This is a genomic window from Spirillospora sp. NPDC048824 (assembly GCF_043198455.1).
GTDB lineage: Bacteria > Actinomycetota > Actinomycetes > Streptosporangiales > Streptosporangiaceae > Spirillospora.
The window spans coordinates 255,230-281,669 of the sequence record NZ_JBICUS010000002.1 but is presented as its reverse complement, the minus strand read 5'-3'; the positions used below and the strand labels follow the sequence as shown (position 1 = coordinate 281,669).

The following is a 26,440-nucleotide window of genomic DNA, read 5'->3' as shown; positions in this document are numbered from 1 at the left end:
GCCCGGCATCTCCCCAGGCCACGTGGCCGCATCGAGATTCCTCGAACTTGTTGCCGGGCGAGTGGAACCGGGGGAATGCGGACGCCATCGAAGAATGCGGTGCCACGGTTCAATTGCGATTCGCCCGCGGAAGGGGTAATCGCTTGAGTCGTGACAACCGCGGTGACTAACGTCAGCGTACCCGCAACCGGAAAGCGGTCGCGGGTGATCGTCCGCTGTGGAGAACAGGAGGGGGCGGCCCGGTGAGGCCCGAGAATGAGCCGAGGCGCCCGTGACAGCGGTCGTACTCGCCGGTGACTTTCCGAGCACGGGCATCCTGCAGGCCACCGAGGCCCAGCGGTTCGGCCTGGGGGGCGGCGGCGACGTGCCGCCCGCCTTCATCGATCACATGGCGTACGCGCTCGGCCACCGGGACGCGGTCCTGGTGATCTACCCGTCGTGGAAGGGCGCGGAGGCGCGCCGGCTGGTCAGGCTGGCCCGCTCCGCCCTGCTCACCGACCGCATCGCCGGCATGCCGCTCGACGTTCCCCCGCTCGCACTCTCGCTGATAGCCGACCAGCTGACGTTCGCGTCCTCCTACGCCCGGCCCGGAGTTCTCGCGAGCCTCGCCCCGCGACTGTGCGAGAGCGTCTACGCCGGGGCCTGGGTGAACAGTGTCGCCCGCCTGGAGCACATCAAGACCGGACTCGCGGCGCATGTGTCGTCCTATCTGCCGGGCAACGGTTTCTCGGTGTCGGCGGGGCCCCGGCCCGCGGTCCACCGCATCACCTCGGCCAAGCCCGCCCCCGAGCCGCCCTCGCGCCCGGCCGATCCCGTGCTGATGCTGTTCAGCCACGAGAACGGCGATGTCGACTGGCTTCAGCACAAGCTGAGTCCGGCGATCGCGGCGGTTTCGATGACCCCGGTCGCCGCGCAGCCGATGAGCGCCGAATACTGGGGCGCCAAGAAATACGCCGAGTTCGTGGCCTTCAGCGGGCACCCGCAGGCGCTGCAGGGGCTGCTCGCCGGAGCCGACTACCGGCCCTGCGGATGGTGCGGCGAGCCGACCGCCCTCCCCGAGTGCCCGTTCTGCTTCATGGTCCAGCGGGGCGACGATCACGCGTCCGCCGCCCAGCCCTCCCGTGGCCGGCCGCAGCCGCCGAGCCCTCAGCCGCCGAGCCCTCAGCAGCCGGGTCCTCAGCAGCCGGGCCCGCACTCCCACCCCGTCCAGCCGCAGCCCGTTCAGGCGCCGGCCGTGCAACCGCAGCCTGTTCAGGCGCCGGCCGCCCGGCCTCAGCCGCCCGCGCCGCAGGTCCCCCCGCGGGAAGGCACCCGGCCGGAGTACCCGGAGGCCCCGCCGACGCGACCGCAGATCCCGCAGCCACAGGAGGGCGCGCCCCAGCGGCCCCAGTGGCCGCGTTCCCTGCACCCGCACGACCCGCACACGGTCACGCCCGTCTCGGAGGCGGAGGAGGCGCCGGCGCCGCCGACGCGCCGGGAACCCGTCCTGGCGGCACCGGTCCGGACGCGCGCACAGACACCGCCGAACTCATGGGGCAACGCCTCACCCGACCATCCGGCCCCGCCGGATCACCCCGCCACGCCCGAATCCCGCCGGACCGGCGACGAGGTCCCGTCCGCCGGTCCCTCCGAACCCGAAGACCCCACGGACACTCCCGAACCCGCCGAACCCGCCGAACCCGCCGATGCCGAGGCCGACACCGGCGAGGCGCCCCCGTCCGAGGGCGCGTCGTCCATCGGGCGCCTCCTCAACGGTGCCGCCTCCAGGCAGGCGGAACCACCCGACCCCGAGCGGATGTCCCGGACGGCGCCGGACGACGACGACTGGCCGCGCGCCGACACCGTCACGTTCCGTCCGCAGCACCCCCGCTAAGCCTCCCGACCCCCGGACCAGAGAAACGGAGTCCCATGAACCCGCGCCAGCGTCGTGGAGTTCTGCTGATGATCTTGGCTGCGCTCGGCGCCGTTGCCGTATTCGTCAGCATCATCGGTTACGTCGGGTCCGTTCGGGCCGAGGTCGGCGTGAAGACCGACGTGCTCAAGCTCAAACGGCCTATCGAGGCGTTCACCCCGATCACCGGGGACGATCTCGAACGCATCCGGGTACCGAAGAAGTGGTCACCGGACACGATGGTCACCGATGTCGCGCAACTCGAGGGCAAGGTCGCCGCGGCCGACCTCCCGGCCGGGTCCCACCTGCAGACCGGCATGCTCGTCCCCGGCCCCACGCTGCAGCCCGGCCAGCGCGAGATCGCCATCATGATCGACGCCGAGACGGGGGTGGCCGGCAAGGTCCACGAGGGCATGCCCGTCGACATCTACGCGACCTACCAGAAGCAGGACGGCAACAAGCAGCAGTCCTGCGCGGCGCGGATCGTCCGGGCGGCCCGGGTCATCCAGATCGGCCAGGAGACCAAGGTCAAGGACGACCGGAACTCCTCCGCGACCCAGTCGCAGGTGCCGATGACGTTCGCGCTCAGCGCCGCGGACAGCCTGAAGCTCACCCGCGAGGAGAGCTTCGCGAACAAGATCAGGCTCGCGCTCATCGGCGGATCGGGGACCGGCGTGGACGGCGTCAAGCTGCCCCCGGTCTGCGAGACGATCCCGGCGAGGTGAACCCGCGATGACCATCCAAGTCCTGCTCGGCATCGAGGACCGCGACCTCGCCGCCTCACTGACCGGCCAGTTCCGCGAGCTGGCCGACATCAAGGTCATCGCGGTGGAGACGACGTCCAGCCATCTGGCGAGCACGGTCACGACCGTCCCGCAACTGGACGTCGTGCTGGTGCATCAGGGCCTCGGGCCGCTGCCGGCGCTCGACCTGATCCGCGACATGGTGGTCCGCCAGCCGCAGCTCGCCGTCATCCTGATCGCCGACGAGGCGACCGCGGAGACGCTGTCGGGGGCGATGGCGGCCGGCGCCCGCGGGGTCATCTCGAACGAGCCGACCCTGTCGGAGCTGCAGAACCGCGTCCACCAGGCGTCGGAGTGGTCGCGCACCATGCGGCGGCATTTCACCTCCGCGGAGGCGCCGGGGCAGGGCGGCCGGCTGGCGCGGCTGGTGACCCTGTGCGGGGCGAAGGGCGGCGTCGGCACGACCACCCTGGCGATCCACCTCGCGATCGCGGCGTCCAGCGCGGGGCAGACGGTCTGCCTGATCGACATGGACCTGCAGAACGGCGACATCCCGGGCTATCTGGACGTCCAGCACCGGCACAGCATCGCCGACCTCGCCGCGGCGGCCGGCGACCTGGACGGGGCGGTGGTCGCCGAGGCGCTGTTCGTCCACCCGTCGGGACCGCACCTGCTGCTGGCGCCCGGGCAGGGCGAGGACGCCGAGGAGATCTCCGCGCGGGCCGTGCGGCAGATCCTCACGGTCGTCCGGTCCCGGTACGACGTGGTGATCGTGGACGGCGGCACGCACGTCGCCGACGCCAACGCGATGGCGGTGGAACTCGCGGACGAGGCGGTCATCGTCGCCACGCCGGACGTGCCGTCGCTGCGGTCCGCGCGGCGGCTGGCGCGGATGTTCGCGCGGCTCGCGATCCGCAAGGAGGAGGACATGAGCGTCCTGCTCACGCGGCACGACAAGCGCAACGAGATCCAGCCCGACCTGGCGCGCAAGATGGTCGGCTCCCCGCTGCGCGGCGTGGTGGTGCCGGCGGTGTTCCGGGCGCTGGAGGAGGCCGCGAACACCGGCTCGCCGACGGCGGTGAAGAACTCCGACTTCCGCAAGGCGGTCGGCAGGGCCGCCGCCGACCTGGGCCTGCTCGGCACAGTGCCGCAGCCGGAGGCCGTTCCGCAACCGCCCCCGCAGAAGCAGGGCGACGCGGGCGCGGTCGCGGTGGAGTTCGCCGGGATCCTCCCGCTCATCGCGCTCGTCTTCCTGCTGGTGTGGCAGGTCGTCCTGATCGGGCTGACCTCCACCTACTCCAGCCACGCCGCGAACGAGGCGGCCCGCGCGGTGGCGGTGATCGGCTACGACCAGCGCGACACCCCGGAGGCCAGGGCCAACCGGGAGGAGGTGCGGCGCCGCGCGATCAGCCGTATCAAGGGCGACTGGAAGGACCGCGAGCATCTGACGATCAATGTCGTGAACGGCTACGCCGTCGTCACCATCGACACCCCGATCCTCATCCCGGGGCTGCGCAGCTCGTGGGGGATCGAGACCAGAACCAAGATCGTTGACGAGGGTTCGGAGTGAGGGGCATGGCGGCGCGCGGTTCCCGGCGCCGGCGCGACAGGGGAGCGGTGGCGCTGGAGTTCGCGGGCTCGGTGCCCATCGCGTTCTTCATCATCTTCCTCTCCTTCCAGGCCTACATCTCCTTCACCACGGTGTCGCGCGTGGAGAACATCGCCCGCACCGGGGCCCGCGAGGCCAGCCAGCGGTACGAGCCGGGACTGTGCGTCGCGTACGCCAACAGCGTCCGGCCCGCATGGCTGAACGATTACAAGATCGAGGGCGGAACCACCACGGTGGACGGCGCCGACGCCGTCTACTGCCACGTGGAGGCGAAGCTCCCGCTCCTCTTCAAGGGCGTGCCCTTGGACTACACCGTGAAGCGCACCGTCACGATGCCGCTGGGGTGAGCGATGGCACTCAAGGATCGCCTCGAAGACGACCGGTCGGCCAACGACCGGACCAGTAAGAACACCGTCCAGCACTGGCGCCAGCGGCTGCTGGAGGAGATCAACCTCGACGAGATGGCGCGCCTGACGATGGCGCAGCGGCGTGCCCGGCTGGAGAAGGTCGTCGGGCTGCTGGTGACGCGGGAGGGGCCCGTCCTCGCCGCCGGGGAGCGGGCCAACCTGATCCGCCGGGTGGTGGACGAGGCGCTCGGCCTCGGCGTGCTGGAACCGCTGCTCGCCGACCCGAACGTCACCGAGATCATGGTGAACGGCCCCGACTCGATCTTCGTGGAGCGGGCCGGCCGGGTGCACCGGCTGGACACCGGGTTCGCCAGCGAGGAGCAGCTCTACCAGACCATCGACCGGATCGTCGCGCAGGTCAACCGGCGTGTGGACGAGTCGAGCCCGATGGTGGACGCGCGCCTGCCGACCGGCGAGCGGGTCAACGTCATCGTGCCGCCGCTGTCGCTCGTCGGCCCGATCCTGACGATCCGGCGCTTCCCCCGCGCGTACTCGGTCGAGGAACTGGTCGGCATGGGGTCGATGGACCAGGCCAGCGGCATGCTGCTGGCCGCGTTCGTCCGGGCCCGGCTCAACCTGGTCATCTCGGGCGGTACGGGCACGGGGAAGACGACGATGCTGAACGCGCTGTCGGCGTTCGTTCCGGACCACGAGCGCATCATCACGATCGAGGACTCCGCGGAGCTCCAGCTGAAGCAGGAGCACATCATCCCGCTCGAATCGCGCCCGGCCAACATCGAGGGCAAGGGCGCGATCACGATCCGCGACCTGGTCCGCAACGCGCTGCGCATGCGTCCGGACCGCATCATCGTCGGTGAGGTCCGCGGTGGCGAGACGCTCGACATGCTCCAGGCGATGAACACCGGCCATGACGGTTCGCTGGTGACGGTGCACGCCAACTCGACCGAGGACACCGTGCACCGCCTCCAGACGCTGGCGAGCATGAGCGACGTCAAGCTGCCGTTCGAGGCGATCCGCGACCAGATCGCGAGCGCCGTCGACGCGGTGGTCCAGCTGAGCCGGGGCCCGGACGGGTCCCGCCGGATCACGGAGGTCGCGGTGGTGGACCCGGCCCGGCGGGAGGCGTCCGCGCTGTGCCCCGTCATGCGGTTCGAGTCGGAGCCGATCGGCCCGAACCGCGAGGTCCGGGGCGTGTTCCGGCCGCTGCCGCTGCCGGACGCGCTGCTCACCAGGCTGTTCCACGCGGGCGAGAGCGTCCCGCCGGCGTTCGCCCATCGCGTGAGCGGCGGCGGGACGAACGGCCACGGGCCGCGGGTGGGCCCATGAGCCGCATCGACGAGGAGACGAGGGGGTGTCCGCTGTGAGCCTGCCACTGCCGGTGATTCTGCTGATGCTGGTGGCGACCCTGGCGCTGGCCGTCTGGGGCGTCGGCGACCTGATGATCGGGTGGGGGCAGCGCAGCCGCCTGGTCGCCCGTTCCGCGCTGGTCTCCGACGACAGCATGAGCGGCCTGATGTGGCGGCTGGACGTCGTGATCCGCCGGACGTCCCTGGGCAAGACGCTCGCGCGGCGCCTCACCGCCTCCGGTATGCGGATCCGGGTGTCGACGTTCCTCACGCTGATGACGGCGACCGGCGTCGCCGCGATCTTCCTGATCGGCCGGTGGATGGCGCCGATCTTCGGGATCGCCGCCGCGATCGGTGTCGCCTTCGCGTTCCTGTCCTATGTCCGGCGGCGGGAGGAACGGCGCCGGGAGGAGTTCATCGCCCAGCTGCCGGAGCTGGCCCGGGTGCTGTCCAACGCCACCCATGCCGGCCTGGTCATGCGCACCGCCATCGAGATCGCCGCGGACGAGCTCGCGGACCCCGCCGGCGAGGAGCTGCGCCGCACCGCGGACGCGCTGCGGCTCGGCCAGCCCGTGGACGACGCGCTCCGCGACCTCGGCGATCGCCTCCCGTCCCGGGAGCTCGGGGTGCTGATCAGCACCCTGCTGGTGTCCGCGCGGGCGGGCGGCTCCCTGGTCACCGCGCTGCGCACGATCGCGGCCACGCTGGAGGAACGCAAGGAGATCCGCCGCGAGGTCAAGACGATCATGGGTGAGGCGGTCGTCACCAACTGGGCGATCGGGCTGCTCGGGATCGCGGGGCTGGCGATGGTCAACGTGATCATGCCGGACGCGCTGCGGGTGATGAGCGGCAAACCCGTGGGCCAGATCATCCTGGGCGTCGCCGCCGGCCTGTTCATCACCAGCCTGCTGATCATCCGCAGGATGACCCGGATCGACGTGTGAGGTGAACGTGGCCATCTACGCAATGGCGGCCGGCGGGGCGCTGTGCGTGCTCATGGGCGTCGTCGGGCTGGCCCAGCTGACCGCCGGGGACCGGGTCGCCACGTCCGCGGTGCCGCTGGCCAAGAAGCCCGACAAGGACGAGACGTTCATCCTGGACGTCATCGCCGACTTCCTGGGCAACCCGTTCGCCCGGATGACGATGGAGCTGCTGGGCCCGTGGCGGCTGAAGATCCGCAAGCGGATCGACGCGGCGGGCCGCCCCGGCGGGATGACCGTGGAGACCTACGCCCGCCGGACCGCGGGCTACGCGATGCTGTTCGGGCTGCTCGGCCTCGGGCTCATCGCCAACGGCCAGGTCCCGTTCGGGATCCTCGCCTTCCTCGGCTGCCTGCAGACGGAACTGATCCTCTACAGCAAGCGGGTGGCGCGGCAGGACAACATCCAGCGGTCGATGCCGGACTTCCTGGACGTGCTGGCGGTCACGGTCAGCGCGGGCCTGAGCTTCCGCCTGGCGCTGGCACGCGTCGCGGAGAGCATGCCGGGGCCGCTGTCGGAGGAGTTCATGGTGGCGCTGCGGCAGATGGAACTGGGCACGCCACGGCGGGAGGCGTTCGAGGACCTGCGGAACCGCAACAGCTCCGAGGCGGTGAACCTGTTCGTCACGGCGATCCTGCAGGCGGAGGAACTCGGCGCGCCCCTCGGTACCGCGCTGGTCGACATCGGCGGCGACATGCGGCGCGAGGCCGCCCAGTGGGCCAAGCGCAAGGCGCAGCGGACCACACCGAAGATCACCGCCATCACGATGTCGATGACGCTCCCGGCACTGATGATGGTCGTTCTCGGTGCCCTGTTCATCGGCTCGGGAATGGGTGGTGCAGGTGGGATCCTCGGATAGCGGGGGCGGGGTGTTCCCTGAACGCGTCGGATCGGCCTTCCGGATGCTCATGGAGATCCGGATGCTCATCACGGCGCTCAGCATGCTGCTGCTGCCACGTGAGAACCTGTCGGCCGGCGTGTTCGTCCTCATGTTCGCGATGGTCCTGCTGTCCTGGGGGACGGCGCGGCAGTGGCGTGTCGTCGCCCCGCGCGTCGCCGCCCACCCTTCCCTCTACACGCTCGACATGTTCCTTTCCTTCGCGGTCCTGAGCGTCGGCGGGATAGCGGGCCCGTACTTCCTGTCCACCGTCGCCACGGCGACCGTGGCCGGGCTTCTTTACCGGTGGCAGGGAATGCTGGCCGTGGCCGGTCTCCAGATTCTGGTCTACTACCTGACGTACGCGCTGACCGCGTCCCAGGTGGGAGAGATGACCTTCCAGGCGCTGCTGGGCCAGCCCCTTTATTACCCGCTCGCGGGATTCGCCGGGGTTGCGCTTCGCCGTCTGCTGGACGATTACGCGGCCAAGGACGCCGCGCTGCGACAGGCCCAGGTCCTCGCGGCGGCGTCCCAGGAGAGGGCCAGGCTCGCCCGCGAAATGCACGACTCCCTGGCCAAAACGCTCCGCGGCATCGCGCTCGCGGCGTCCGCGCTGCCGGTGTGGGCGTCCCGGGACCAGGCGCGCGCCGCGTTGGAGGCCGAGCAGATCGCGACCGCCGCGGCGGTCGCGTCCCATGAGGCGCGCGATCTGCTCACGGAACTGCGGGACGATGCCATCACACGGTCCCTGCACGAGGCCCTGCGGGAGGCCGCGGACCGCTGGGCGGAGGAGTCCGGGACCACGGTGACCTGCGATCTCGACGCCGGCGTCGAGCCGGAGCTGCGCATGCGCCATGAGGCGGTCGCGATTCTCCGTGAAGTGCTGACCAATGTCGAGCGGCACGCGAAAGCGGCTTCGGTGAAGGTGAGGCTCGTGAAGGAACAGGATGACCTCGTGCTGACGATCGTCGACGACGGCGCGGGTTTCCGGCCCCGGCAGCTGACGGACCTGGCGAGGGAAGGTCACTACGGCCTGATCGGCCTGCACGAACGCGCCCAGCGTGTCGGCGGCACGGTGACGATCTCCTCCGAGCCGGGGGCCGGTACCACCGTCTCCGTCCGGCTTCCCGTGGACGTGTCCGGCGATGTTCGTCTGGCGGAGGTGAGCTGACATGGGAGTTCCGCGCGTGGTGGTGGTCGACGACAACGTGGTCGTCCGCTCGGGCCTGGTCTCCCTGGTGGAGGCGTCCGGCGCCGAGGTCGTCGGCGAGGCGGGGGACGGGCGCACGGCCATCGAGCTGGTCGACCGGCTGAATCCGGACCTGGTGCTGCTGGACGTGCAGATGCCGCTGATGGACGGGGTGGCCGCGGCCCAGGTCCTCAGCGCCAAGACGCGGGTCATCATGCTCACCTACACCGAAGACCCGAAGGTCGTCAGGGCCGCCATCGGGAACGGCGCCGTCGGCTATCTGGTGCACGGCTCCTTCACGCCCGAGGAACTGACGGCCGCCGTCCACGGCGTGGTGGACGGCTCGAACCCGCTCTCCCCGGCCGCGGTCTCGGCATTGGTCGGCGCGGTCCGCCGCGATTCCGAGAGCGCCCGCGACTCCGAGAGCGCCCGGGATCCCTCCCGGGCGGGGCAGGATTCGCGGCCCGGGCAGACGCCGGATGCGCCGACACGCGAGAGGTTCGTTCCGGCGGTGAGAAAAGCCGGCGACTTCGGATTGTCCGCCCGTGAGGCCGATGTCATGCGCCTCATCGCGCGGGGACGCTCCAACGGCCAGATCGCCCAGCAGTTGTTCCTCGCCGAGAAGACCGTCAAGAATCATGTGAACCGCATTTATGCCAAGCTCGGCGTCACCTCGCGGGCCGCGGCGATCGCCCAATGGATGGGCACGTCGGAAGAGGGGGACGGGTGATGCCGGCCGTCGCCGCGATCGGAATGGGCCGGTCATCTTGGGCCCAGAGACCCCATCGCGGTTGGGTCCGAGAGGTGGCCATAATTGGGCCGCTGGGCCCTGGGGAAGGCGATCTGGATTCCCTAATGTTGTCTGTGTCAGGGCGAGACAGAAACAGCCGGGAGGCCCCAGATGAACTCGCTGATCCCTCTCTACATCACCCTCCAGACTTTCGTTCAGGACCGCGCCCAGCAGCTCAAGGACCGGCACGACCGGGGTGTCAGCGCGCTGGAGTACGGCGCCCTCATCGTGGTCGCCGCGCTGGTCGTCGGCATCCTGTACGGCCTCATCAACGACACCGTCAAGGAGAAGGTCTCCACGGCGATCTCCGACCTGTTCAACCCGGGTGGCGGCTCCAGCTGATCCTGGAGGGGCCGCGAGCCTGGACCGGCCTGAAGCGATCCGTCAACGCCCGATGGGGAGAACCGCAGCCACTGCGGTTCTCCCCATCGGGCGTTGACGCATGTCCACGTTGTTAGAGAGGAATCATGATTTATCGCATGACCGCGGGAAGGCGCACCGCTCGTTATGCTGCGGTGCCGCTCGCTCTCATTCTCGCCCTCTCCGGCTGCGGCGGCGACGACAAGCCCAAGGCCGGGAAATCGACGCCGCCGCCGGGAAAGACGACGCCGGGCGGCGAACTCAAGCCGATCGCCTCGATGCCATTGCAGGACAAGGACGGTCCCGCGCATGTCGATCTGCTCGCGCTGAGCCGGACCGGGGGGAACACGGTCACCGCCCGGCTCAAGATCGTCAATGACGGGGACAACCCGATCGACCTGACGACGAGCCTCAACGAACCCGGGCCGTCCGACGACCCGAATCTCGGCGACTCGCTGTCGGCCAGCGGGATCGGGCTGCTGGACGCCCGGAATGAGAAGATGTACTTCCCGCTGCAGAAGAACGGGAACTCGGACAACTGCGTCTGCACGCGGCTGCACAACAACCCGGTGAAGCCGGGCGGGTACATCAACGTCTACGCGACGTTCCCGTCGCCTCCAGCGAACGTCCAGAAGGCCACGCTGATCGTCCCGCTCTCCGTTCCCTTCACGGATGTGCCGATCACCGACGCTCCCGTCGAGCCGCTCAAGACCCAGACCGACCCGACCAAGGTCGAACTGAAGCAGCCGAGGGCCCTCAACGTGCGCAGTCTCACCGAGGGCACCGAGAAGTCGGTGGACGACGACCCGAACGACCGGTCGGTGCGGTTGTCCGCCGACGTCCTGTTCGCCATCAACAAGGCCGACCTCACCCCGCGGGCGGGTCAGCTTCTCCAGGAGGTCGCGAAGCAGATCGACGCCTCCAAGGGCACCACGGTCAAGGTCGACGGGCATGCGGACAAGACCGGGAACGACGCGATCAACCAGCCGCTCTCGGAGCGCCGCGCGAAGGCGGTCGCCGACCGGCTGAAGAGCCTGGTGACCCGGCAGGGCGTGACCTATGAGCCGGCGGGGCACGGCTCGAAGGAGCCGGTCGCGAGCAACGGCACCGAAGAGGGGCGCCGCAAGAACCGGCGGGTCACGGTCACGTTCGCGCGCCCTCCGGCGCCCGCGCCGCCGCCCGCCACGGGTGAGCCGTACAAGCGAGGCTCCTCGGCCGTGCTGGGCTCCGCGACGTTCCAGGCGGCCGAGGCCAAGGGCCTCAAGGTCGAGGTCAACAGCCTGCACCGCGACTCGTCCGGGTTGACGATCCTGGTGTGGACGCTGCGCAACACCGGGCAGGGCAAGCCGGACGTCGGCCAGAAGTTCGAGAAGACCGCCCCCGTTCACGGCGCCGATCCGCAGCCGAGAAGGCTGGGCAGCTCCGGTGGCGTGATGCTTTTCGACTCCGCCAACCAGGTCCGCTACAACTCGCTGAGCATTCAGACCGGTCCCTGCGTCTGCAGCATCGTGGGCGAGGACGAGGCGCGGAAGGTGATCGGGCCGGGGGAGAGCATCGTCTACTGGAACGCCTATAAACCGCCGGCGAACGCGGCCAACCTCGAAATGCAGGTTCCGTGGGACCGGGGCGCCGACGCCGTCGTGAAGGGACTCACGATCAAGTAGAGGTGGACACTCGCTTTCTTCCCGGCGTGGCGGAGCTGTTCTCCGTGCTGTTCCTCATCCTCGGATGGATGCTCGGGTTCAGCGAGTTGAGCGACAACTCCTTCATGGTGCACCTGGCGACCGGGCATTGGATTCTCGACCACGGGGTGCCGCGGGAGGACCTCTACTCCTTCACCGCCCCAGGTGTTTCGTGGGTGGCCCAGTCGTGGCTCGCGGAGGCCGTCTACGCCGCCATCGACCGGTCGGTGGGCCCGCACGGCGTCCAGTTGCTGGACATGGCGACCGGCGGGCTGATTGCGCTGCTGGCCTACCGCCTCGCCTATCGCGTGCAGCGGGATCGCGGGGCGTCGGCATTTCTCGTCATCGCCGCCTTGGCGCCGGCGACGCGGCTGTGGGTGGAACGCCCGCTGTTCTTCGGCGTCCTCGCGATGCTCGCGCTCGTCTGGATCGTGGAGATCCCCGACTCGCGTGCCGGTCGCCGGCCGCTGCCGTTCCTGCCGCCCCTGATGTGGGTGTGGGCGAACGTGCACGGATCATTCATGCTGGGGCTCGCGTACGTGTTCGTCCATCTCGCCGGACGGTGGCTGGACGGCCATCCGCCGTGGCGCGGCCGGGAGTTGCGTCTGACGCAGGGGGCCGTTCTCGGATCGGCGGCCGCTTTCGTGAATCCCTATGGGCCCGCGCTCGTGCTCTTCCCCGTCGAGCTCCTCGGCAGGGGCGACATCCTCGGGCAGCTCGTCGAATGGAGGTCCCCGGACTTCCACACTCCGCTCGGCATCACGTTCGCCATCTGGATCGCCGTGATCGTTGCGGCGCTCGGCCTCGCGCGGACCCGCCCGTCCCGCCGTGACGTCCTGCTCCTCGGGTTCTCGCTGCTGATCTCGTTGTGGGCGATGCGGAACATCGCGGTCGCGCCGCTGATCGGCCTGCCGATCGCCGCCCGGATGTTCCAGACCGAGCGGCGCGAGGACGCGCGGAGCCGCCTCTCTCTCGCGCTCGCGGCCGTGGCGCTTCTCGTCGCGGCGCAATGGACGGTGGGTCATCTGACACGCCCGGCGTACAACGTGGACGACTATCCCGTCGCCGCGATGCGTGCGGTCGCGGACAACGGACTGCTCGGGCGCCGGTTGTTCACCACCGATCAGTGGGCCGGCTATGTCATCCACGCCTACCGGCATCGGCAGAAGGTGTTCCTGGACGACCGTTACGACATGTACCCCACAGCGTTGATCGAGGATTATCTGCAGGCGCGGGAACAGCCCGGGAAATGGCGTTCTCTCCAGGACCGGTATCGGATCGACGTGGTCGTCTGGCCGACGAATGAGCCGCTCACGCAGACTCTTCGCGCAGACCCGGGTTGGCGGTCCTTGCACGCGGACGGGAAGGCCACGGTGTTCATTCGCCGGTAAACGGGCAGGTCGGGCCCCGTCCTGGGTCCCAGGGCCCTGTTCCCGCCGGAAGCGCTGTTGTTAGTTTCGGTGGCCATGCGGGGGCTGACTCACTGGCCCGCTCTTTGTCCGGCCGCGTGAGAGGCGCGAGCGGTGAATGTGCTTGTCTCGGAGGACGAACGGCAGGACGCCGGCGGTGGTCACGAGCGCGCGTGGAGGCCGCGTCTGCGGCTGCCGTCCGCGCGTACCCGCTCCGCGGTCCTCTGGATGGCGCTCGCTTTCATGAGCGGCCTGGATCCGCTCGACGACAATTCCTTCCTGACGCACCTGCGGACCGGGCACTGGATTCTCGACCACGGGATCCCGCGGGAGGATGTCTACTCCTACACCGCGTCCGGCACGTCGTGGATCGCCCAGTCCTGGCTGGTCGAGGTGCTCTATGCGGTGCTCGACAACGTCACCGGGCCGGCGGGCATTCTGGTGCTGGACGGCCTTGTGAACGCCGCCCTCGCCTACCTGGCGTTCGCGCTGGCCGACCGGTTGCGCGGCGGCGGGCGGACCGCTCACATCGTGCTGCCGGCGCTCACGGTGTCGCTGCATTTCTGGGTCGAGCGTCCGCTGCTCTTCGGTGTTCTGGCGATGCTCGTCCTGCTGTGGATCGTCGAAGTCCCCGATTCCTGGGCAGGGCGGCGTCCACTGGTCGCCGTGCCCGTCCTGATGTGTCTCTGGGTGAACGTCCACGGCTCTTTCGCGCTGGGGTTCACCTATATCGCGCTGCACCTGATCGGTAGGCGGCTGGACGGCGCGGCGCCGTGGAAAGGCAGGGAACGTCATCTGACCCTGGCCGCGGTACTGGGGGTCGCGGCTTGTCTCATCAATCCTTACGGATACCGCCTGCTGCTCTTCCCGGTGGAGTTGCTGTCGAGGGGCGAGGTCCTCAGGAACGTCCAGGAATGGCAGTCACCCGACTTCAGGTCCACCCTCGGCGTCACCTTCGCCGTCTGGATAGCGGTGTTCGTCGCGGTTCTCGCACGGGCGCCCGGCAGGGCGTCCCGGCGGGACCTGGTCGTGGCCGTCCCGTTCCTGCTGCTCGGTTTCTGGGCGCTGCGGAACATCGCGCTCGCGCCGCTGGTCGGGTTGCCGATCGCCGCCCGCCTGCTCGCGGTTCCGGACGAGCGGGAGGCGCGGCGCGGAAGAACCGATCTGACCATCATCGCTGCGGTTCTCACGGTGGTGGCGCTCTTCTCCAGTACGACCCTGTCGAAACCGGCGTTCGCCTTCGACGAATATCCGGTCCGGGCCATGCAGGCGATCGAGCGGCACGGCCTTCTGGGGCAGCGGCTGTTCACCACGCACACATGGAACGCTTACGTGATCCATGCCTATTGGCCGCGTCAGAAAGTCTTCATGGACGACCGCTACGACATGTATCCGGTGGCGTTCACCAAGGAGTACATGAAGGTTCGTGATGGGGGTCCGGAGTGGCGGGGGATGTTCGACCGGTATCGGGTGACCGTGGTGATGTGGGAGACGGGGACCCCGTTGACGGAGTTGGTCTCGCAGGACCCGGGATGGCGCCGGATCTACCGCGATCGGCAGGCGACCGTGTTCGTCAAGCGCTGACACGGGCACGCCGGGTGCTGACACGGGCACGCCGGGCGCCGGCCTGGCTCGACGATGCGCATCCGCGGCAGGTCACGATCGTCTGGGCGCTCACGCGCCTGTCCATGTTCGTGATCCTCCTGCTGCCCGCCTACCCGGCCGACCCGGTCACCGGCGACACGACGCTGTACCGGCAGTGGGCCGAGCAGATGGTCACGGGGCAGTTCCCCGTGGACGACGACCGCTGGCAGTACCCGCCGCTGGCCGCGCTGATGATCGTCCCGCCGCATCTGCCCGGGACCGCCTACGCGTTCTGGTTCATGCTGTTCGCCGTGCTGCTCGACCTGCTGGTCCTGCGGCTTCTGCTCCGTGGCGGCCGGGCCGCGAAGGGCGCCTGGTACTGGACCGCCGGCCTGTTCCTCCTCGGCCCCGTCGGCTACTTCCGCTTCGATCTGCTGGTCACGGCGGTCGCGGTGTGCGCACTGCTGGTCATCGCGCGATCGCGGGTCTTCGGCGCGGTGGTCGCGGTGGGAGTGCTGATCAAGGTCTGGCCTGCGATCCTGCTCATGTCCCTTCCACGTGACAGGTCCGGGTTCCGTGCCGTCATCGCGTCAGCGTTGACGGCCGCGGGCATCGTGGGCGCGGTTTCTCTGGTCGCGGACGGGCAGTGGGGCTTTCTGCAAGGGCAGAGCGGCCGCGGGATCGAGATCGAGGCCGTCCCGGCGGTCCCGTTCCACGTGGCGAGGCTCTTCGGCTGGTCGGGGTCGATCGAATACCGGTACGGGTCCTGGGAACTGCTCGGCCCCGGTGTCCGGACGGCCGGGGAAGTCAGCATGGGACTGACGCTGGCCGGCCTGGCGTTCGCCGCCGTCATCGCCTGGCGGCGCCGTCCGGACGCCTGGACCCCGGCGTTCGGCTGTGACCTGGCGCTCGCCGCGACGCTCATCGTGACGGTCACGAGCCGTGTCCTGTCGCCGCAGTACATGATCTGGATCATCGGTGTCGCCGCCGTCTGCCTCGTTCACCGCGACACCCGGCAGCGTCCCGTCGCGGTGCTCGTGCTGGCCGCGGTCGCGATCACCCATCTGGAGTTCCCGATCGCCTGGCACGCGGCCCGCGACGGTGATCCGCTGGCGATCGGCATCGTGACGGTGCGCGACCTCGTCCTGATCGCCGCGCTCGCCGTTTCGATCCGCAGGCTGTGGGCGGGCCCGGCGAGCGGCCCGGCGAGCGGCGCGGCGAGCGGCGCGGACGAGGTCAGGGCCGGCCGAGGCTGAAGTCGTCGAACGTCGCCAGGGTGGCCGGTTCGGTGGACAGGCGTCCTTCACGGCCGGCCACGATTCCCACATCGCCGGACGGCAGCGGGTCATCGCCGTCCGTCGCCGCGGCCACCTGCGCTCCACCGACCAGCGCCTTGATCTCGACCCCCGATCCGGACGTCGTGCAGACCGCGGTGATCCGCGCGCCGGAGCCGGCGTCCGGGACGGCCGGCGACGTGGTCCTCGCCAGTTCGGTGCCGGAGCGCGCGTCCCCTTTCCTGATCCTCACCAGCCCGTTCCGCATGAGCAGCACGTCGTAGCGCCTCCGCCCGGCATTCCTGCAGAACACGCCGGCCTCGTCGGCGGGGTCCTGCGACTCGACGCGCACCGTGGCCGCGACCTGGACGTTCTCCGGCGGTTTCGACACGGGCGCCCGCTGAACCTGGTGGTATCCGTGCGCGACCTGCGAAACGGCGAAGGATCCGTTTTTGTATTCTTCGTATTCTTCGTTCACGTGGCCGGTCTTCCAACCTGACTGCGGGTCGGAGAAGTCGTCCTTCAGCAGGCCGCCCGAGGCACCGTCCTGGCCGGACCAGAGGACGGCGGTCAGGCCTCCGGCGACGGCCAGCGCCGCCACGGCGCCCACGAGGGCCAGCCGGTAACGGGTCCCGTGCAGGCGTCTCAGGCGGCGGGTGAGGCCGTCCGACGGCGGGGTCGGCCCACTCCTGGGGAACTCCGGGAGCGTCGGCCCGACCATTCCCACGGACTGGGCGGCCTGCTCGGTGTCGGTCTGGCCGGTCAGGTCCTGCAGCAGTTGCGACGACGTGGGACGCGCCGCCGGGTCTTTGGCCAGCGCGCGGGCGACGACGTCGCGCAGAGGCGGCTTCAGGCCGTCGAGGCGGGGTTCCCCGTAGACGGTCTTGTAGAGGACCTCGCCCACGTTCTCGCCGTTGAACGGAAGCCGCCCGGTTCCCGCGTAGGCCATGACGCTGCCCCAGGAGAACACGTCGGCCGCGGCCGTGATCGGTTCGTCGACGAGCCCTTCCGGTGCCATGAACGCGGGCGTCCCCATGCTCTGGCCCGCGCGGGTGATGCGGTGGTCGGTGCCGAGCCTCCGCGCGATCCCGAAGTCGATGACGCGCGGCCCGAACGGCGACAGCAGGATGTTCTCCGGCTTGAGGTCGCGGTGGACGACGCCCGCGCTGTGGATGGCGGCCAGTGCGGTCGCCACGCCGACGGCCAGGCCGTCCAGGTCCGATCCGCTGAGGGGTCCGTGGGAGGAGACGACGCGTTCCAGGGTGGGGCCCTGAATGTACTCCGTGACCACGTAGAAAGGCTCGCCGTCCATGTTCGCGTCCAGGACGGGGGCCGTGCAGAACGGGCGGACCTGGCGTGCCGCGGTCACTTCCCGGCGAAAACGCTCACGGAAATCGGGGGTACCCGTCATCTCCCGGTTAATGATCTTGATCGCCACGCGGCGGCCGTCCGGGGCCTCGGCCAGATGGACCGTCCCCATTCCGCCTCTGCCCAGCTCGCGCAGCAGCCGGTAAGGGCCGACCTGGCGGCCGGGGAGTGCGGCATCGTCCGTATCCGCCGAAGTCATGCGGTCGACGTTATCCAGGCTCGCAGGGTGCGGCAAGTGGCGTCCGATATGGGTCTTAAGGCCCAGGAAGGGACCCATCGTGCGTGATGAGAACGCGGTTCGGCCGGGGTCCGGGGACCCTGGGTAATTCCGGACACAAAACCTACCGTGCTGGGCCATGCGTGCTGTGTTCTCGGCCTGGCTGACATCGGGCGCCCTCGCCGTCATGGCCCTCCTCGCGCTGAAGGCGCTCGCGCCGGCGGAGGGACGGGGCGGGCCGGTCGACGAGTATGCGCAGGTCATGCGCGTCCATCTGCCCTGGCTGGTGTTCTGCGTCCTCATGACCGTCGCCGCGGGAAGTTACGTCCGGGACCGGATCGGCGGACTCGGGCTCGCCCTCGTGGCGTTCCCGGCCCCCGTGCTCGGCAGCTTCGCCGCGGCCTTCGTCGGCGTCCCGTCGTCGGACACTCCGGTGGGCCTGATCCTCCACCTGATCGAGGCCGTGCTCGGCATCATCCTCGGACTGGCCCTTTCCAAGGCCCTCTCCCAGCGATGGGACGCGGGAGGCGCCGAAGCCAGGGAACGGGGCGAATGGCGGAAGAACCGCTGATGGAAATGCGCATTCGCGGCGGGCCCGGGTCTCCTTTGAGCCCATGGGCCCTCATGCCTTGGCCCAGGGGCCCAATCACGGGCGCCATGCCGCGTGGGGGCCCAATCGGCGATTGGCCACAGATTAGGCCTGGTGCGGGACCTGGGACTCTGGGCGCGGCGGTCAGCGCGCCCTTAATTTCAAGAAATGCTGATCGACCGTTCACGACTCGCGCTGAAAGCCCGCAGACGTCGGGACCGAGGTGCGGGCAGCCTGGAATACGCTGCCCTTGTCGTTGTCGCGGCGCTTGCCGTGGGCGTGCTCGGGTCGCTCATCTCCACGACCGCCGAGGGGCGTATTCAGAGCGCGATATGCGGTCTGTTCGGCTCGGAGTGCGGGGACGAGACCCGGAACACGGCCGGCGGCGGCGAGGAGTCGCAGCCGAGGGAGCCGAGTCCCAGCCCGGGGCCGCCCGTCCCGCAGCCGGAGCCGTCCCAGGAGGAACTCGAGACCGAGGCCGCGCTCAATGAGACGCAGCTCGGCCGGGATGCGCTGGAATGGGTGGAGGATCACGGTGTCCGGGTCGTCTACCGGGCCGGCGGCGGGTCCTACTACGACGGCGACGCCAATGTCTTCTACGTTGACACGAACCAGTCCCCGGAAGAGCGCGCGAACACCTTCGTGCACGAGGTCAACCACGCCGAACACCGCGATGAGCCCGATATCGACGACCTCAGCCGCGAGGACTTCATCGAGCAGTCCATCGACGAAGAGGTCGAGGGAACGGTCGAGGCGATTTTGAACAATCAGCAACTGCAGCAGAACAGGGGCGGGAACAACCCCCCCGATACCCTGCTGCAGCAGGAGTACGAAGATGCCTATGACAGTGCCATCGCAGATGCGAACCGCGCACGTTCCGCCGCCGGGCTTCCCGCGCTGGATGCCGAGGCCGCGCGCGAGGTCGGCGAGCGTGCGGGGCGTGAGAGGGTCGAGCAGGCATTCGAGAACGGAGAGGTCGTTTCGTCCGTCGATGGCAACACCTACGGCGACAACTATGGGGAGGCATGGGATGACGCACATGACTGTTTCCTGTGGATCTTCTGCTGACCGGCGTCGTTCTCGCCGCGTCGCCATGGGCGTGGCGCTGGCGCTCGTGGCGCTGCTCCTCACCGGGTGCGCGTCGGCCTCCGGAACGGGCGGCACGCCCGAGCGCAACACGCGGCCGGACGAGGGGACCCGCCAGACGATCAGCGAGGGTCTGCTGAAGAGCGGCAAGCGCGAGGAGGCGCGGATCGTCAAGCTGGGCGGCAGCAGACTGAGCCGGGTCGAGGCGCCCTTCCTGGGGAACTGGAAGATCTACCGCGTGGTGTACCGGCAGAGTTCCCATCCGGTCCTGCTGCACGTCGCCACCGCACATGGCCAGGTCGAGTTGCTGACCGGCTCACCGAAGGCGTTCGGAAAGGTGATGGCCGCAGACGGGGGAACGGTCGAGGACGCCGCCGCCGCGGCGGCGCTGGCGCGCGTCTACGTCGAGACGACCCGTCCCAGCGGCATCCTTACGTACGTGGTCGGGCGGGTGGAGGACATCAAGTTCCGGCCCGGCATCACCGGCGACGACGCCCGGCAGCGCGACGCGATCGTGGCCGAGTACCGTCCGCGCATCAAGGCTCCCACCGCCGTCGCGGGCGGGAAGGGCTTCACGGCGACCGTCTACTCGGTGAAGGGCGAGGCCCTTCAGCGCCACGTCATCAAGATCTCCCCGAACGGCGCCGTGGAGGACGACGTGAAGACTCTGGTGCCCGACCTCCCCGTCCCCTACACACTCTGATCCTGAACGGTGTACACAGAGACGTCACGGCCCTCTGTGGAAGGAACCGGTTGTGGTTGTGCTCAAGGTACTAGCGTTCCTCATCGCGGCGGCGTTCATGGCCGGCTGGGTCAGTTGCCTAGTGGGTTTCGTACGGATGTGGCCATCGCGCCGCTGGCCGGAGACGACTGGTACTGCCGTGGAGATCAGAGAGCAGTCGCGCTACCGGGACGGCCGCCGCGACATCCTCTATTCGCCGGTTATTGAATTCTGGACACATGACGGTCGCCGGATCCATGACCTCCTTGGAGACTGGTCGACCGGCCTGATCTTGAAAATGGGAGAGTCTGCCCAGGTCAAGTACAACCCGGCCCAGCCTGAGCACTTCCGGCTGACCGGGTTCCGCGGGAGCGGGGCCGGCCTGGCGGTGCTCATGCTGCTGTTCGCCCCTGCCGCAGCCGCCTTCGTCCTCTGGTGGTTCGTTCTTAGGTCCTGAGACCCCTTTTAGGTCCTGAGACCCTGTTACCGGGATTGGGGGCGTTCTACGGTTCAAGGCCATGACAAGGCGCTTTTCTCGCTTACGGGGTGACTGTGGAGCGTCGGGCGTAGAGTACGGTGCGGCGATCGCGGTAGGGGCCCTCGTGGCCGCCATTCTGGCGGTCTCCGTTCTCGGCACGTTCGATAACGGAGTAAAGACCGGACTGTGCCGCCTTTTCGGCGGGGACTGCCAGCCCGCGCAGACGGCCAGACCGCTCGACTGGACGAAATGCAACGTCAACGACGCGAACAGTTCCATGGGGTTCAACGCCGTGTTCCGCGGGATCAGGGGTGACCTGGGGGGGAAGGACCAGATCGTCACCCAGATCAATCCGGCCACGGGTGAGAAGAGCGCACAGGTGACTCTGACCGGCAAGGGCGGGTTGGGAGTCGAGACCGGTGACCGGAACATCAAAGGCCTCAACGACAAGCTCAAGGTCGGTCAGAACGGCAAGGTCGACATGTCGGCCTTCGCGGGGTTCAACAACGAACTCGGCTTCCGGTACGACTTCAATGAGTCCGAGGGCGGCGACCCCTACCGCCGGGCGGAGAAGTTCCTCGACGGCCGGCGCGGAGGGCTCTGGAAGCGCCCGCTGGCAGGCCTCGGCGGGACGCAGGGCCAAGCGGCGGAGAACGGCATCGCCACGGCGGTCAACGGCGTCAAGCGGGGATGGAACTGGCTGCGCGGCAAGGACTCGAAGGAGCTCGACAAGGAGGGCCTGACGCCCTCGGCGGTGACCCTCCGTGTCGGGGGCGAGGCGATGGTCGGCGGGAAGTGGAGCGGCAGGAAGGGGCTCGACGACAAGAACCCGAACAAGCCCAAGGCCGACCTGGGGCTCGAGGTCGGCGCGGAGGGGAAGGCCACCACGTCCGGCGATGTCACGATCGTTGTCGACGACAAGAAGAAGCCCGAGAACAATGGCATGCGCATCTTCACCCAGAAGTTCACGCTCGACGCGAACGGGAAGATTCAGGGCGGTCTCGATCTCAAGAGGATGCTTCCCCGCGAGTGGGAGGGCGGACCCAAACTCGCCGCGGAGGGCGGTGCGGGCATCGCCGGGACGCAGACGGTGACCTTCGACCGGAACGGCAAACCCATCCGGTTCACCATCCAGCTCGACAAGGAATGGAAGGGCGGTCTGTCCACCACGGTGGGGGGCAACAGGAAGGAGAACCAGGGGGGAAAGGTGAAGGGCAAGGCGGTGCAAGGGCACAAGACCAGCACGTTGTACAGCCTGGATCTCAACCAGCCCGAGAATCGTGCGGCCTTCGACCGCATGTACATGACCATCGGCGGGTTGGTGGCGGTGCCCAGGCCGCAGACTCCGGGGAACTTGAGCGACGCCGCTGATCAGTACGGCCGGGCGTTCGCCAAGAACGGGCAGATCGCTCATTTCGAGTACGACACGAGCGGCAACACCATCGAGGGCGCGGGCGCCAACGATGAGACCGGTTTCAAAAGGAAAGGCTTCGGCGTCGGTGTGACCCATGAGCGGACATGGGCGAAATACCGTTCCGGGAAGTACCGGGACAACAGGGCGCCGCAGATGGGCTGGCAGACCTTGGCGAACTGCCCCCAGGGCTGACCGAAAGGCACAGAAATGGCTTCTATTGGCGTGATCCTGGGCCGCAAGGCGTTCGTGCCGGCCCTCGTGACAGCCGTCCTGATGACGGCGGGCTGCGGAGGAGGTGGCGAGCCCGCGGCGGAGAAGCCGGCGGCGAGCGCGCACGCCTCGCGGGGTTCGCAGCAGCCGGGGGCGGTGACCGTCGGGACCCTCTCGTTCGTGCCGCCCGACCGCATGGCCCGCATCGAGCCGACGGAGGCGGACGTGGTCCTGGAGATGTCCGTCGGCGGAGCGACGGAGAACCCGGGGCAGGACGTCCCGCCGCCCGGAGTCCAGGTGTTCCAGGGCGGACGGGATCTCGCCAACGTGAGCATCAGAGTCGGGCTCATCGAAGGCCGGATCAAGGCCGACGCGCCTGACGCCCTGATCACCAAACGCGAGGTCGAGATCAAGGGGGCGGCCGAGGCCGTGGTGATGGAGACGCTCTACCCAGGGGCTTCCTCCAAGCAGTTCGATGTCGTCATCGGCACGGCGGCCGGGCCCCAGTACACCATTCGTTACGGAGGACTCCAGTCCGCCTTCGACGAGGCGGGAGCGCAGCGCATCATCTCGTCCGCGAGGATTTCCGGGGGCGGCTCGTGATCCCGCGGAAGGCAGTTCTGGTCGGGGCCGCGGTCACATTCGTGGGAACGCTGCTGCTCATCGTCGCCTTCGGCCTCGCGCAGGACCCCGAGACCGAACCGGGCGGCGCCGCCGAGGCGCTCTCGTGGACTCTCGGAACGATCATCCGGGCGGTCGGCGGCTATGTGGCCGCGCGCATGAGCATCCGGACGGGCGGCAGAGGCCGGGTGGCCGGTGCCGGAGCGATCGCCGGCGCCGTGGGATACGTGCTGTTCCTATCATTGATGGTCATGCTCGCCGCACTCGGCGGTAACGCCGCATTCAGCCTCGGCGACGTTCTGGGACTGCCGGTGTGGACGGCTCAGGCCGCGCTCGGCGGCGGCTTCGCCGTCGTCCTGCATCGAAAGCGCATCACACCCAAGGCGCATACCTCCACGTGGGCCTACGGCTGACAACGCCATTTTTCAATTGGGTCTCAGGGCCCTGTCACTTGATTCAAGTGATCCTTAGAATCCTCATTCGGGGAAAATTCGCGATCTCGTGACGATGGGGCGTAGATGCTGCAACGGATCAGATCCGCCGGCAGGTACGGAGGCGACGCGGGGGTCGCCACGTCCGTCCTGGTCATGGGCATGGCCGTGGTCCTCGCCGCGGGCTTTCTGGCGTTCGGCCGGATCGCCCAGGCCGGCGACATGCGCAACCAGGCCCAGATCGGCGCGGACGCGGCGGCACTCGGCACCCTCGCCCCCCTGCGCGACCAGGCCGTCAACCTGGCGCTGAGCGGCATCGACCCGTCGGCGGCGGGCTACTGGTCGGTCGGCGCGCCCCCCGAGGCGGCCGCGAAGAAGTTCGCCGACGAGAACAACGTACGCGTGACCAAGACCCGGCTCAGCGGCATGACCGGCAACACCGCGATGGTGAAGGCCGCCACGAAATGGTGCCAGCTCAAGAACGAGGACGAGCTGACCGCGAAGGAGAAGGAGGACCTTCGCAACAGGCGCAACCTGTGCACCGACAGCACCGGCGAAGAGGGCATCGGCCGCTCGGGGACGGCGACCGCCGTCGCGAAGATGTTCGCGCCGGACTGCGTCGTCTACTACTGGGACCCCGTCGAGCAGGCGACCGGCCTCGGCCCCGTCCGCCGGGTCGTCTGCGACGGCGTGCAGGTCTTCCCGAGCGGCGACCGCGCCCGCGTCACCCGGCTGTTCAAGATCCGGCTCGTCGACGACGAGGACCCGATCGCCTACAACGGGGCACCGAACGGGCTCACGTCCGGGGGCAGCGGCGCGGTCGTCAACCACTGCGCCAAGGACGAGAGCAAGACCCCGACGGAGGATCTGAGCTTCGGCGCCGCGGTGGTCGCCTGGTCGCTGTGCTGGCTCGGGACCCCCTACGCGTGGGGCGGCGGCAACTACAGCGGGCCCACGCAAGGCATCTGCTGCTCACCCGGCGGATATGACGGACGGAACTACTTCGGCTTCGACTGCAGTGGCCTGACGCTGTACGCCGTCTACCAGGCGTCCAGGGGACGGATCGCGCTCGGGCACTACACCGGCAACCAGATCGCCGACCCGCGGGGCACGGCGGTCCCGACAGACCAGCTCAAGCCGGGCGACCTGCTGTTCTTCGGTAATCCGACACACCACGTCGCCATCTATTACGGCGACAACAAGATGGTCGAGGCCCCGCAGACCGGCGACGTCGTGAAGATCTCCCCGCTGCGGACAGTGGACGCCGCCCGGAGATTCGGCTGACGGGACGTCGCCCATCGAACCTGCGCGCCCCCGGCCCGTGGCACGTCCCGGAACGGCCGATAAACCCCGGGGCGCTCCACGCGAGGGGCCGCCGCTGGGACGGGGAGGCCAAGTCGTTCGGGGGGCGTCGCTCAATGCGGGGGGTCGCCGCTGGGCGGGCTCGACCTTGTCCAGGGCGCGGCGTTCAACACGGGGTCGTCGGCTGCGCGGGCGCGTAGTCGTCCAACGCTTTTGGGCGGGTGCCTGGCGGGAGCGTCGACGTGGGCCTGATCGGCGAGAACCCGCACGACACAACACCCCGTCCGGCCCACCTGGCGGCGAGTCGAGGACGAGGTCGTGGCGTTGATCAGTAGCCGGTGTAGCTGTTCTTGGCGGTGCTGCCCGCACGGCGGCGGGTGAGGAGCCACCACGTCGGGATCGCGCCGAGGAGGCCGGCGGCCGCGCCGGCCGCGGTGGTCTGGGCGGGGGAGCTCTGGACGACACCCAGGACGATGCCGAGGAGCGTCGCGAGGCCGGGGACGAGCAGCACGGCGAGGGCATGCCGGCCGGTGTTCTCCCGCTGCGGGAGGGGGTGCAGGATCGCGCTGACGAGGGCCATCAGCGCGAAAACGATGAAGGTCGGCAAGGCCGTCCACAGGAGCGTGCCCGTGACCGACTCCAGGTCGTCCTCGGACACGATCGCGCTGACGGCGATTCCGGCGGTGCCGATGCTGCCGACGACGAAGACCAGGATGGCCGCGGTCCACGCTTTCACAAGATCCATGTCCGTCTCCGTCGTTCGGGGTCAGGCCTTGACCGCGACGCTGCGCACGATCTGGTCCACCAGCGCCGGGGGGAGTTTGCTCTGCAGCCCGGTGAGCCGCACGATGGCCGCCTGGCGGTCGCCGATGACCAGACCGATGTCGATGCCCCTGACCGGCGCGTCGGCGGCGGTCCCGGCGACGGCCTGGGGGTTGGGGTAGGAGTAGTCGACGCGGTACGCCTCGTCGGCCCCCGGGACGTCGATCTTCTGGTTCGGGCCGCGCTGCACCTTGCCCAGGTTGATCTGGACGACGGTGATCGCCGACTCGGTGACCAGCTTGGCGTTCGGAATCTGCGGCACGTCGGTGATCACGCCGATCCGGGCCTCGACCTCGCCTTCGGCGGTGAGCTCGGCCAGGAACGACCAGCCCTTCGGCGGCTTCGCCGGCTTCCAGGCGGACGGGTGGGCGAGCCTGACCGCGCCCGAGGCGGCCCGGGTGAACCCGGGGGGAACCTGCGCCTGCGCGGTCTTGGAGGAGGACGCCGGCGGTTTCGCGGAGTCCTTTGACTCGCCGCCTGCGCACCCGGCGGCAGCGGTCGTCGCGAGGAGGGCCGCCAGTACGACGCACGGCCCCCGCCGCCCGCCGGCTCGCCGGCCCGAACCCGAGTTCATCCTTGCCCGCTTTCTCATGGTCGTTCCCGACGGCTGAAGCTCATGCACCCGGAGACCGCGATCGTCACAGAGCGGCCGCGTTCACCGCCGCCACGGCGACGCCGACAGCCATGAGGAGCGGCCCGATCGCGACCAGTTGCAGGTAGTGCACGCCGAGGCGCTCGGCTGTTTCCTCGGGTTGGGCGGGATCGTAGACCACCGTCACGGACCTCCCCGGCTTGGGGCCGGGAAAGGAGTACAGCGAGCTGCCGGCCTCGACGGGCCGCCCCTGCGCGGTGGTGAACCGGAACCGCCCCACGCGGCTCGTGGTGCTCGGACCGCCCGGGCCCAGCACATCGTCCCGCCCGACGAAGACGCCGGCGGCCCGGAGCATCCGGCTCTGCAGCCGCAGCCGCTTCACCACTTCGTAGACGCCGCCGCCAACGAGCGCGACTCCGAGAAGGACGCCGATCAGGTTGCCCATCGTTCTCACCTTCCGGTGGGGTGCGGCCGGTGGCCGTGCGCG

At 69.3% G+C, this 26,440-nt stretch carries 26 protein-coding genes; 22 read left to right on the top strand and 4 right to left on the bottom strand.

Going from position 1 to position 26,440, the window contains the following annotated elements:
• Positions 1 to 271 precede the first annotated feature (271 nt).
• The 14 genes from ACGFIS_RS04795 to ACGFIS_RS04730 all read left to right on the top strand — a co-directional run bounded on the left by ACGFIS_RS04795 (position 272) and on the right by ACGFIS_RS04730 (position 16,084).
• Positions 272 to 1,873 (top strand): hypothetical protein, encoded by a 1,602-nt coding sequence (locus ACGFIS_RS04795; protein ID WP_392900429.1) that lies wholly within the window; start codon positions 272 to 274, stop codon positions 1,871 to 1,873.
• A 68-nt stretch (positions 1,874 to 1,941) separates the two neighbouring features.
• Positions 1,942 to 2,616 carry a Flp pilus assembly protein CpaB gene (gene cpaB, locus ACGFIS_RS04790; RefSeq protein ID WP_392900432.1) on the top strand — a complete coding sequence of 225 codons (675 nt, stop codon included), beginning with the start codon at positions 1,942 to 1,944 and terminating at the stop codon, positions 2,614 to 2,616.
• A 7-nt stretch (positions 2,617 to 2,623) separates the two neighbouring features.
• Positions 2,624 to 4,204 carry a CpaE family protein gene (locus ACGFIS_RS04785; protein WP_392900435.1) on the top strand — a complete coding sequence of 527 codons (1,581 nt, stop codon included), beginning with the start codon at positions 2,624 to 2,626 and terminating at the stop codon, positions 4,202 to 4,204.
• 5 nt (positions 4,205 to 4,209) lie between these two features.
• The gene (locus ACGFIS_RS04780) at positions 4,210 to 4,590 is read left to right on the top strand and encodes a TadE/TadG family type IV pilus assembly protein (RefSeq protein WP_392900438.1); all 381 of its coding nucleotides are present in this window, start codon (positions 4,210 to 4,212) and stop codon (positions 4,588 to 4,590) included.
• A 3-nt stretch (positions 4,591 to 4,593) separates the two neighbouring features.
• On the top strand, positions 4,594 to 5,937 hold the full coding sequence (locus tag ACGFIS_RS04775) for a CpaF family protein (RefSeq protein WP_392900441.1): 1,344 nt from the start codon (positions 4,594 to 4,596) through the stop codon (positions 5,935 to 5,937).
• Positions 5,938 to 5,962: 25 nt separating this feature from the next.
• A complete protein-coding gene (locus ACGFIS_RS04770) occupies positions 5,963 to 6,901 on the top strand; it encodes a type II secretion system F family protein (protein ID WP_392900443.1) in 939 nt (312 codons plus the stop codon).
• Positions 6,902 to 6,908: 7 nt separating this feature from the next.
• Positions 6,909 to 7,796, top strand: a complete 888-nt coding sequence (locus ACGFIS_RS04765) for a type II secretion system F family protein (protein ID WP_392900446.1) — start codon at positions 6,909 to 6,911, stop codon at positions 7,794 to 7,796.
• A 10-nt stretch (positions 7,797 to 7,806) separates the two neighbouring features.
• Positions 7,807 to 8,985, top strand: a complete 1,179-nt coding sequence (locus ACGFIS_RS04760; RefSeq protein WP_392900449.1) for a sensor histidine kinase — start codon at positions 7,807 to 7,809, stop codon at positions 8,983 to 8,985.
• Between the two features lies 1 nt (position 8,986).
• Positions 8,987 to 9,733, top strand: coding sequence for a response regulator (locus ACGFIS_RS04755; protein WP_392900452.1), 747 nt, complete (start codon positions 8,987 to 8,989; stop codon positions 9,731 to 9,733).
• A gap of 171 nt (positions 9,734 to 9,904) precedes the next feature.
• Complete coding sequence (locus tag ACGFIS_RS04750) at positions 9,905 to 10,135, top strand: hypothetical protein (RefSeq protein ID WP_392900455.1); 231 nt, start codon at positions 9,905 to 9,907, stop codon at positions 10,133 to 10,135.
• A gap of 137 nt (positions 10,136 to 10,272) precedes the next feature.
• Entirely contained in the window at positions 10,273 to 11,817 is a 1,545-nt protein-coding gene (locus ACGFIS_RS04745; RefSeq protein WP_392900458.1) for an OmpA family protein, read from the top strand.
• A gap of 2 nt (positions 11,818 to 11,819) precedes the next feature.
• Positions 11,820 to 13,226 carry a hypothetical protein gene (locus ACGFIS_RS04740; RefSeq protein WP_392969583.1) on the top strand — a complete coding sequence of 469 codons (1,407 nt, stop codon included), beginning with the start codon at positions 11,820 to 11,822 and terminating at the stop codon, positions 13,224 to 13,226.
• A 132-nt stretch (positions 13,227 to 13,358) separates the two neighbouring features.
• Entirely contained in the window at positions 13,359 to 14,828 is a 1,470-nt protein-coding gene (locus tag ACGFIS_RS04735) for a hypothetical protein (protein ID WP_392900464.1), read from the top strand.
• A gap of 14 nt (positions 14,829 to 14,842) precedes the next feature.
• Positions 14,843 to 16,084, top strand: coding sequence for a glycosyltransferase 87 family protein (locus ACGFIS_RS04730; protein WP_392900467.1), 1,242 nt, complete (start codon positions 14,843 to 14,845; stop codon positions 16,082 to 16,084).
• Here ACGFIS_RS04730 and ACGFIS_RS04725 read toward each other — a convergent pair.
• Positions 16,065 to 17,669: a serine/threonine-protein kinase gene (locus ACGFIS_RS04725; protein WP_392900470.1), complete on the bottom strand. Its 1,605-nt coding sequence runs from the start codon at positions 17,667 to 17,669 to the stop codon at positions 16,065 to 16,067. The two genes, ACGFIS_RS04730 and ACGFIS_RS04725, sit on opposite strands and share 20 nt — an antisense overlap.
• A 157-nt stretch (positions 17,670 to 17,826) precedes the next feature.
• Between ACGFIS_RS04725 and ACGFIS_RS04720 the strand changes: the two genes are divergently transcribed.
• The 8 genes from ACGFIS_RS04720 to ACGFIS_RS04685 all read left to right on the top strand — a co-directional run bounded on the left by ACGFIS_RS04720 (position 17,827) and on the right by ACGFIS_RS04685 (position 24,521).
• Positions 17,827 to 18,258, top strand: coding sequence for a hypothetical protein (locus ACGFIS_RS04720; RefSeq protein WP_392900473.1), 432 nt, complete (start codon positions 17,827 to 17,829; stop codon positions 18,256 to 18,258).
• 186 nt (positions 18,259 to 18,444) lie between these two features.
• Positions 18,445 to 19,344 carry an ImmA/IrrE family metallo-endopeptidase gene (locus tag ACGFIS_RS04715; RefSeq protein ID WP_392900475.1) on the top strand — a complete coding sequence of 300 codons (900 nt, stop codon included), beginning with the start codon at positions 18,445 to 18,447 and terminating at the stop codon, positions 19,342 to 19,344.
• Between the two features lie 25 nt (positions 19,345 to 19,369).
• Complete coding sequence (locus ACGFIS_RS04710) at positions 19,370 to 20,065, top strand: hypothetical protein (RefSeq protein ID WP_392900478.1); 696 nt, start codon at positions 19,370 to 19,372, stop codon at positions 20,063 to 20,065.
• A 52-nt stretch (positions 20,066 to 20,117) separates the two neighbouring features.
• Positions 20,118 to 20,540 (top strand): DUF3592 domain-containing protein, encoded by a 423-nt coding sequence (locus ACGFIS_RS04705; protein WP_392969580.1) that lies wholly within the window; start codon positions 20,118 to 20,120, stop codon positions 20,538 to 20,540.
• A gap of 145 nt (positions 20,541 to 20,685) precedes the next feature.
• Positions 20,686 to 22,167, top strand: a complete 1,482-nt coding sequence (locus ACGFIS_RS04700) for a hypothetical protein (protein WP_392900484.1) — start codon at positions 20,686 to 20,688, stop codon at positions 22,165 to 22,167.
• A 15-nt stretch (positions 22,168 to 22,182) separates the two neighbouring features.
• Positions 22,183 to 22,788 (top strand): hypothetical protein, encoded by a 606-nt coding sequence (locus tag ACGFIS_RS04695; protein WP_392900487.1) that lies wholly within the window; start codon positions 22,183 to 22,185, stop codon positions 22,786 to 22,788.
• A gap of 41 nt (positions 22,789 to 22,829) precedes the next feature.
• Positions 22,830 to 23,219, top strand: coding sequence for a hypothetical protein (locus tag ACGFIS_RS04690; protein WP_392969577.1), 390 nt, complete (start codon positions 22,830 to 22,832; stop codon positions 23,217 to 23,219).
• 105 nt (positions 23,220 to 23,324) lie between these two features.
• Entirely contained in the window at positions 23,325 to 24,521 is a 1,197-nt protein-coding gene (locus tag ACGFIS_RS04685) for a C40 family peptidase (protein WP_392969574.1), read from the top strand.
• 346 nt (positions 24,522 to 24,867) lie between these two features.
• Here ACGFIS_RS04685 and ACGFIS_RS04680 read toward each other — a convergent pair whose 3' ends face one another.
• From ACGFIS_RS04680 to ACGFIS_RS04670, 3 genes are read right to left on the bottom strand one after another with little or no spacing between them, the layout of a single operon-like run.
• Positions 24,868 to 25,284: a hypothetical protein gene (locus ACGFIS_RS04680; RefSeq protein ID WP_392900496.1), complete on the bottom strand. Its 417-nt coding sequence runs from the start codon at positions 25,282 to 25,284 to the stop codon at positions 24,868 to 24,870.
• Between the two features lie 21 nt (positions 25,285 to 25,305).
• Positions 25,306 to 25,953 (bottom strand): hypothetical protein, encoded by a 648-nt coding sequence (locus tag ACGFIS_RS04675; protein WP_392969572.1) that lies wholly within the window; start codon positions 25,951 to 25,953, stop codon positions 25,306 to 25,308.
• 46 nt (positions 25,954 to 25,999) lie between these two features.
• Positions 26,000 to 26,398 carry a DUF3592 domain-containing protein gene (locus ACGFIS_RS04670; RefSeq protein WP_392900502.1) on the bottom strand — a complete coding sequence of 133 codons (399 nt, stop codon included), beginning with the start codon at positions 26,396 to 26,398 and terminating at the stop codon, positions 26,000 to 26,002.
• Positions 26,399 to 26,440 lie beyond the last annotated feature (42 nt).